At 65.1% G+C, this 7,951-nt stretch carries 9 protein-coding genes; 4 read left to right on the forward strand and 5 right to left on the reverse strand.

Features of this window, described 5'->3' with window-relative positions:
• The 3 genes from AC1DT7_RS23955 to AC1DT7_RS23965 all read right to left on the reverse strand — a co-directional run.
• Positions 1-158, reverse strand: a 158-nt coding sequence (locus AC1DT7_RS23955) for a transposase family protein (RefSeq protein WP_478035525.1), incomplete at its 3' end; no start/stop codon positions are given.
• A gap of 90 nt (positions 159-248) precedes the next feature.
• Complete coding sequence (locus AC1DT7_RS23960) at positions 249-650, reverse strand: endonuclease domain-containing protein (RefSeq protein WP_478038802.1); 402 nt, start codon at positions 648-650, stop codon at positions 249-251.
• Between the two features lie 47 nt (positions 651-697).
• Positions 698-2,959 (reverse strand): NADP-dependent malic enzyme, encoded by a 2,262-nt coding sequence (locus AC1DT7_RS23965; protein WP_478038803.1) that lies wholly within the window; start codon positions 2,957-2,959, stop codon positions 698-700.
• A 384-nt stretch (positions 2,960-3,343) separates the two neighbouring features.
• On the opposite strand from AC1DT7_RS23965, the gene AC1DT7_RS23970 reads away from it, so the two are divergent.
• On the forward strand, positions 3,344-4,687 hold the full coding sequence (locus AC1DT7_RS23970) for a methyl-accepting chemotaxis protein (protein ID WP_478038812.1): 1,344 nt from the start codon (positions 3,344-3,346) through the stop codon (positions 4,685-4,687).
• Positions 4,688-4,993: 306 nt separating this feature from the next.
• On the opposite strand, the gene AC1DT7_RS23975 is transcribed toward AC1DT7_RS23970, so the two are convergent.
• On the reverse strand, positions 4,994-5,407 hold the full coding sequence (locus tag AC1DT7_RS23975; protein ID WP_478038805.1) for an organic hydroperoxide resistance protein: 414 nt from the start codon (positions 5,405-5,407) through the stop codon (positions 4,994-4,996).
• 155 nt (positions 5,408-5,562) lie between these two features.
• Between AC1DT7_RS23975 and AC1DT7_RS23980 the strand changes: the two genes are divergently transcribed.
• Positions 5,563-6,027: a MarR family winged helix-turn-helix transcriptional regulator gene (locus tag AC1DT7_RS23980; protein WP_478038807.1), complete on the forward strand. Its 465-nt coding sequence runs from the start codon at positions 5,563-5,565 to the stop codon at positions 6,025-6,027.
• 218 nt (positions 6,028-6,245) lie between these two features.
• Here the strand turns inward: AC1DT7_RS23980 and AC1DT7_RS23985 are convergent, their stop codons facing one another.
• Positions 6,246-6,797, reverse strand: a complete 552-nt coding sequence (locus AC1DT7_RS23985; protein ID WP_478038808.1) for a hypothetical protein — start codon at positions 6,795-6,797, stop codon at positions 6,246-6,248.
• Positions 6,798-6,964: 167 nt separating this feature from the next.
• Between AC1DT7_RS23985 and AC1DT7_RS23990 the strand changes: the two genes are divergently transcribed.
• Positions 6,965-7,186: a ribbon-helix-helix domain-containing protein gene (locus tag AC1DT7_RS23990; RefSeq protein WP_478038810.1), complete on the forward strand. Its 222-nt coding sequence runs from the start codon at positions 6,965-6,967 to the stop codon at positions 7,184-7,186.
• Between the two features lie 577 nt (positions 7,187-7,763).
• A partial coding sequence (locus AC1DT7_RS23995; RefSeq protein WP_478035524.1) for a transposase occupies positions 7,764-7,951 on the forward strand: 188 nt, incomplete at its 3' end.

A 7,951-nucleotide genomic window follows, 5' to 3' on the forward strand; every position in this document is an offset into this window, starting at 1 on the left:
TCCAGCTTCGCTTCGCCAAATTCGGCGATATCGACGCACGTCTCCGCCCCGCACAGCACCGCTGCAAACGCTATCAGCAATATGTCCGGCAAGGCATGACTGACATTCGCACGACGAGGGTCCGGCACAACCTCGAATAGCTCTTGGAAACCCCGCATCTGCTCCTCCCAGGCAATCCAGGAGACGATACAGAATCCAATCTGGCAAACTGCGCCAGACCCTTATCGCCATATGCGATTCCCCTGCCTTCAGGGGAGGGGTTGGGGTGGGGGAGTCCGATTACCTGACCACCGGGAGGGAAGTGATTGGGCAGTGGCGAGGATGGTTTCGGCCACGCCCTCTATGTTCGTCATCACGTCGGCGTTGCCGAAGCGTAGGGTGGTGAAGCCGAGACTTTTTAGGCACCGATCCCGAAGCTCGTCTTTTTCTGGATCATGCGTATCGCCATCGACTTCAATCGCAAGCCCAATCGCTGGGCAAAAGAAATCGACGATCGCGAACGCTTCAAGTATCACATGCTGACGCCGGAATTTATACTCTCCAAGCTGGCTATTGGAGAGAGCCCGCCACAAACGCTTCTCGGGCTCGGTAGGATTGCGCCGCATTTCCTGCGCGCGCTTCAGAAGCTCAACCTCAGTCACCGCTGGCATCCCCCACCCCAACCCCTCCCCTGAAGGGGAGGGGCTTAAGGAAAGAACTACCGCGCGATCCCGCCGGCGGCGAGCACCGCCAGCGTCACCAGCTCGCTCGCCGTCGAGGTCATCGGCGCGATCTGCACCGACTTCTCCATGCCGACCAGCATCGGCCCGATCACCGAATCCCCGCCGAGCTCGCGAAGCAGCTTGGCCGAGATATTGGCCGACTGAAGACCCGGCATGATCAGCACATTGGCCGGGCCCGAAAGCCGCGCGAACGGATAGTTCGCCAGCTGCTTCGGGTTCAGCGCCACGTCCGGCGCCATCTCGCCCTCATATTCGAAGCCGACCTTGCGCTCGTCGAGCACCTGCACCGCGGCCCGCAGATTCTCCAGCCAGCGGCCTTCGGGGTTGCCGAAGGTCGAATAGCTCAGGAACGCAACACGCGGCTCATGGCCCATGCGGCGCGCGACCAGCGCGGTCTGTTCGGCGATGTCGGCCAGTTCCTCGGCGGTCGGCCGCTCGTTGACCGTGGTGTCGGCCATGAACACGGTATGCGTCTGCCCGACCATCAGGTGGATGCCGAACGGCGTACGGCCGGGCTCGGGATCGATCACGCGGCGCACTTCGCGCATGGTGTGCGCATAGGTGCGGGTGATGCCGGTGATCATCGCATCGGCCTCGCCGAGCTGGAGCAGCACCGCGCCGAAGATGTTGCGGTCCTGGTTGATCATCCGCTCGACATCGCGGTGCAGGTACCCGCGCCGCTGAAGCCGCTTGTAGAGGAAGTCGACCATCTTCGGCACCAGCGGCGATTTGCGGCTGTTATGCACCTCGTAGCTTTCGGGGTCGGTCACGCCGAGCGCGCGCAGCCGGTCATAGACGTCGTCGCGCCCGACCAGCACCGGCGTGCCGTAGCCGCCATCCTTGAACGCGATCGCGGCCCGGAGAACGACTTCCTCCTCACCCTCGGCGAACAGCACGCGCTTCGGGTGCGCCCGCGCGCCCTCATAAGCGAGGCTGAGCACCGACGTGGTCGGGTTCATCCGCGCACGCAGCGACTGGCGATAGGCCTCCATGTCGAGGATCGGTTTGGTCGCGACGCCCGAATCCATCGCCGCCTTGGCGACGGCGGCCGGCACGATCTCCATCAGGCGCGGATCGAACGGCGCCGGGATGATGTAATCGGGGCCGAAGGTATGCCGCACGCCATAGGCGACCGCGACTTCCTCCGGCACCTGCTGACGCGCCAGCGCGGCCAGCGCCTCGGCCGCGGCGACCTTCATCTCGTCGTTGATCGTCGTCGCGCGCACGTCGAGCGCCCCGCGGAAGATGAACGGGAAGCCGAGCACATTGTTGACCTGGTTCGGATAATCCGACCGGCCGGTGGCGATGATCACATCCGGGCGCGCGCGCTTGGCGTCGGGCGGGCTGATCTCCGGATCGGGGTTGGCCATGGCGAAGACGATCGGCTTGGGCGCCATCTTCATCAGCAATTCCGCCGGTAACGCCCCGGCCGCGGAGAGGCCCAGGAACACATCGGCGCCCTCGAGCGCCTCGGCCAGCGACCGCTTCTCGGTCTTGACCGCATGCGCCGATTTCCACTGGTTCATGTCGTCGGTGCGCCCCTGCCAGATCACGCCGGTGCGGTCGCACATCAGCAGCTGGTCCTGCGGCAGGCCCATCGCCTTGATCAGTTCCGCGCAGGCGATCGCGGCGGCGCCGGCGCCGTTTACCACCACCGTCGTATCCTTGATGTCGCGGCCGGTCAGGTACAGCGCGTTGATCAGGCCCGCCGCGGCGATGATCGCGGTACCGTGCTGATCGTCATGGAACACCGGGATGTTCATCCGGGCGCGCAGCGTCTGCTCGATGATGAAGCATTCCGGGGACTTGATGTCCTCCAGGTTGATGCCGCCGAAGCTCGGCTCCATCAGCTCGATCGCATCGATCAGCCGGTCGACATCCTCGGTCTTCAGCTCGATGTCGATCGCGTCGACATCGGCGAAGCGCTTGAACAGGACCGCCTTGCCTTCCATCACCGGCTTGGAGGCGAGCGCGCCGAGATTGCCCATGCCGAGAATGGCGGTGCCGTTGGAGATCACCGCGACCAGGTTGCCCTTGGCGGTATAATCATAAGCGGTGGCGGGATCCTCGTAGATCGCGCGGACCGGGACGGCGACGCCGGGGGAATAGGCCAGCGCCAGGTCGCGCTGGGTCGCCATCGGCTTCGACGCGATGATCTCGATCTTGCCCGGCCGGCCTTCCGAATGGAACAGCAGCGCCTCGCGCTCGGAAAACTGAACGTTCGATTCGTCGGCCATGCATCTCTCGCTTTCGTTCGTCGCCATCACACGGGCGCGAATCCTATAGGATCATGCTCTTTAGAGACAATGTGACCCTACGTCATCCCGGACTCGTTCCGGGGCGAACCTGCCGCGCGTGCTGGTGGGGCGCTCTTGCGACAAGGATCGGGCGGGGACAAGCCTGTCCGCCGCAAAAACCCCCGTTCTGCACAAAAGCGCAAGCGTGGGGCGGCCCGCGCGATTTTTCCGAATCGTGCGCGCCCACGTAACGCACCCTTAACTGCGCGTCGGCTAGACCGGGGTGGCGAGTGCCCGGATCGGGGTATGCCCCCCACGGCCGATGCCCCGCCGATGCCCCCTGACAAGGTCCAGCCAGTGAAAGACGCCGCCCTCCCGAAACAGCTGCCCCCCGCCGGACACGCCGCCGACACGCTCGATCTCGCCGATCGCCTGCGTCTGTTCGGCTTCACCGCCGACGACCTGGCTATGGCCCGCCGGATATGGACCATCGCCGAGCCGGAGGTCGCGGGCGTGGCCGAGACCCAGCTGGCGCAGTGGCGCCGCTTCTTCGGGGATCGCGAGCGCGCCGCCGCACCGGGGCAGGACTGGACGGTGCGGACCAGCATCGCCTATCTGCGCGACCGCTACGAACGCGCCGACCAGCTCGACTGGGTGCGCTCGGCCGAGCGCCTGGTCGCAGAGGCCTTCGCCGCCAATGTCTCGCTCACCGCGCTGATCTCGATGACCTGCGTCGGCGCTACCCGGATGCTGGAAATCCTTGGCCGGCTGCACGATTGCTCGAAGGAGGAACGGCAGCAGATCAACGAGGTATTCTTCCGGCTTCGTTCGCTCGAATGCGACATCTATGCGTCGTTCTACACCGCCTATATGGATTTCGACGCCAGGCAGCAGCGTGATCGCCTCGCCGGCGATTTCCGCAACGGCATCGCGCATATGGTCGAGGCAGCCACCCGGGAAGGCGTCGAATTGCGCCGCCAGGCCGTGGCCAGCTCCAGCTCGGCGCGCGGCATGCTCGGCAAGACCTCCGAAGTCGCCGCCGCCGCCGAGCAATCGGCCCTGGCGATGCGGGAAGCTGCCCGTACCGCCGCCGGCCTGATCCGCGCGATCGAGGGCGCCCGCACCGAGGTCGAGGCGGCGGCGGATATCTCGACCCGCGCCCTGTCCGAGGCTGGCGCCGCGGTCGTCATGTCGGAGACGCTGAGCGGCCATGCCCAGTCGATCGAATCGATCCTTGGCCTGATCCGCGACATTGCCGGCCAGACCAACCTGCTCGCCCTCAACGCCACGATCGAGGCGGCCCGCGCCGGCGATGCCGGGCGCGGTTTCGCCGTCGTCGCGCAGGAGGTAAAGAGCCTCGCCAGCCAGACCGCGCGGGCGACCGACGACATCGCCGGCAAGATCGCTGCGATCCAGTCGGCCACGCGCTCCACCGTCGATACCAATGCCTCGATCAAGTCGATCGTCACCGAGGTGCAGGAAAGCGCCAACCGGATCCGCGTCGCCATGGAGGCCCAGGCCCAGACCGTCACCGCGATCACCGCGGCGGTGGACGAGACGGCGCTGGCGGCGGATTCCATGTCCAGCACGATCGCCGCGATCCGCGAGGATACCGAGGCTGTGGCCGACGATATCGACGGCGTCGGGCGAGGTTTCGACCGGCTCGACGCACGCCTCGGCACGCTGAAGTTCAGCGCCGGCGACTTCGCGTCGAAGGTCGCCGCCTGAGACAGGACAAGGACGGCCTTGTCGCCGCGCGGGAAGAGCCGCAGCTGTCCCCCAGCGAGTCGCGCCCCTTCCCCGCGCCGCGCTGATGGCATGAAAAAGGCGTGAGTGGCACATGCCACCCACGCCCCTTTTAGCAGGCTGTTGAAAACGATGATTCGGACCGAGCTCAATCGTCATCCCCGCGCAGGCGGGGATCCATAACCCATTGCGTTTCAGTGAGATACCAGAGCGCCGAGCTTATGGATTCCCGCCTGCGCGGGAATGACGACGGTTTTCTCAACAGCCTGTTAGGCCCCGCGAGGACGCTCAGACCAGGTTGATCTCGACCGGGATGTTGCCGCGCGTCGCCTTGGAATAGGGGCAATGCTGATGCGCCCCGTCGACCAGCGCGCGGGCGGTCTCAGGATCCACGCCCGGCAGGCTCACATTGAGCCGCGCCTGCAGCGAATAGCCGCCCTCGCCGCTCGCCAGATCCACTTCGGTGTCGACCGCCAGATCGGCAGGCAGCTTCACCTTCAGATGCTGCGCCACCAGGCCCATCGCGCCGATGAAACAGGCCGACCATCCCGCCGCGAACAGCTGTTCCGGATTGGTGCCGGCGCCGGTGCTGCCGGGCGAGGACAGCTTGATGTCGAGACGGCCGTCGCTGCTCTGCGAAGCGCCGTCGCGGCCGCCGGTGGTGTGGGTCTTGCCGGTGTAGAGGATCTTGGTGTCGGACATGGTCTGGCTCCTTGGCATGATATTGATCGTATCCGCTTCACTCGGATGCGATATAAATAGGCGAATCGGGATCCGAGTCAACCCCCTTCCGATTTAATCGCATACGATATATATAGCGGACACGCCGACACTCACGCCGCCGTCAAGGATCCGCCATGAACGCCGCCCCGACCCCCAGCCCCACCAACCTGTCGGCCCTGAAACTGTCCGACTTCCTGTGCTTCTCGATCTATTCGGCCAATCTGGCGTTCGGCCGGGCGTACAAGCCGCTGCTGGACGATCTCGGCCTCACCTATACCCAGTATATCGTGGTCGTCGCGCTGTCGGAGGAGGGTAACCAGACCGTCGGCAGTCTGGGCGATAAGCTGTTTCTCGAATCCAACACGCTCACCCCGATCCTCAAGAAGCTCGAGTCCCAGGGCTATCTCAGCCGCACGCGCGATCCGGCGGACGAGCGCCAGGTGCTGGTCAGCCTGACCGAGGCCGGCCGCCGCCTGCACGAAAAGAGCCTGTGCCGGAACCTGGCCGAGGCGACCGGCCTGACCGCCGAGGAATTCCCCAAGGTGCAAAAGGCGATCACCACGCTGCGCGACAGCCTGCTGAAGTCGACGCAGGGCTAGCAGGCTGTTGAGAAAACCTTCGTCATTCCCGCGCAGGCGGGAATCCATAAGCTTGGCGCTCTGGTATCGCACTGAAACGCAATGGGCTATGGATCCCCGCCTGCGCGGGGATGACGATTGAGCTCGGTCCGAATCATCTTTTTCAACAGCCTGCCAGGCCCGGCCACGCGCCCCTTCCGTGGCATCCAAACCGATGGCCACCGCGAGAGACTGACGCCCTATCGCCGCGCGGGCGGCGGCGTCGCCGACACGATCGCCGTCACCGTCAGGCGCTGCACGCAGCCGCCCTGCGTGGCGATACGCACGGCGCCGATATCGATCGAAACCGGCGGCGCGTCGGTCAGCCCGGGCTTGAGCCGCGCCGCCTGATCGGCCGACAGGGTCACTTTGGTCGCCAGCCCGGTGAGCAGCAACGGAATCGCGCGCTCGACATCGGCCGGATCGCCGCATGTCGTGCCCGCGCCGGAGGTCAGCGCGACCTCCCTGATCCAGCCATCGGGCAGGCGGTAGAGCTTCGCATCGCCGCGGTCGCCGGTGGTCGCGATGATCGTCCCGCCCGATGCCTTGTCGGGCTGGATCTCGTTCCTGCTCGGCTTGGCCCATGGCGCCCCCAGCCCGGCAATCGTCGCCTGAACGCCCGGCACGGTCTGGTCGAAGCTCGGCTTGGGCGTCGGCGCGGCCGGTGCTGTACGGTCGTCCTCCGGCGCCGACCCGCAAGCCGCCAGCAACAGGACGCCAAGGCCGACAAGGGGCCGCCAGCTATGGATCAATGATGCCTCCCAATTCGTATCGCGAGGCGGATAGCACGCGCGCGCCGCCAAAGACGAGCCGCGATGGAATCAGGCGACCGCGCGGGGGAGGTATCTGGCGGCGAGTGCCAGGGCGGACAGCAGGCCCGCAGCCTGCCAATTTTTGCCATAAACGCCATGATGACGCCATGAGCACGATAGACACCTCCCTGCCCGAGACGCTCAGGCGCTGCGTCGACGAGCAGGTCGCAGACCGTGGTTATGCCACCGTAAGCGACTATGTGCCGGAATTGATCCGCAAGGATCACGATCGCCAGCATCTGCGCGGGCTCCTCCTCAACGGCGCGTCCTCACCATCCGCCGCTCCCACTGACGACGCGTGGTTCGCTGAGCCCCGCGCGCGCGCCTGAAACGCGGGGATGAGCGCGAAACCGGTCGTCCCACGCCATCGGGCCAACAGGGACATGGCGCTTGCCGTCGACTATATGTCCGCGAAGCGGGGGCTGGATGTCGCGTTAGTGGTGAAAATCACACGCTTGGGACCCGCTCGGGAATGGCATGAATCGCCCACTTGCAGACATAATTCACATCGCGGATATTCTGACACGGAAGGTAATAACCGCATGGTTGATGAACGGCGCGCAATTCAACTGGTGGAAGCCAACCTCGCAGCTTTTGAGCAAGGCGGGTGGACCTATGTTGTGGAAAGTTCAAAGAAACACGCTGACCGTTGGGCAGTAGCCGTCCGACCATTTAACCCCGAAGGGAAACCCGCATACGACCTACTCGGGTTCGAGGTGAACGCCGTCACCGGAGATGTTACGCAGTGGTCTTAACGACCGCTCTCCACCATTCGCAGACGCTCGCCGATCGCTTCTTGTCACTTGCCCCGCCGCGACGCTCCATGACGACACAGGGTGAGCATAATGAGCTGCACCCGGTTTCGTGGACACCGAGATAAGGTGTTTTTGGAACCGGAGGGTGACGATGCAACGACGGAAGTTCAGCCGGGAGTTCAAGCTCGAGGCGGTGAAGCTGGTATTGGAGCGTGGCGTTTCGGCATCGCAGGCAGCGCGCGATCTGGATGTGCATGCGAACGTGCTGCGCAAGTGGATCCGCGAAGCGGAAGGCGACCCTGGATCGGCGTTTCCCGGCCACGGCAACATGAGGCCAGA

The sequence above is a fragment of the Sphingomonas sp. P3_C6 genome (genome assembly GCF_056402595.1).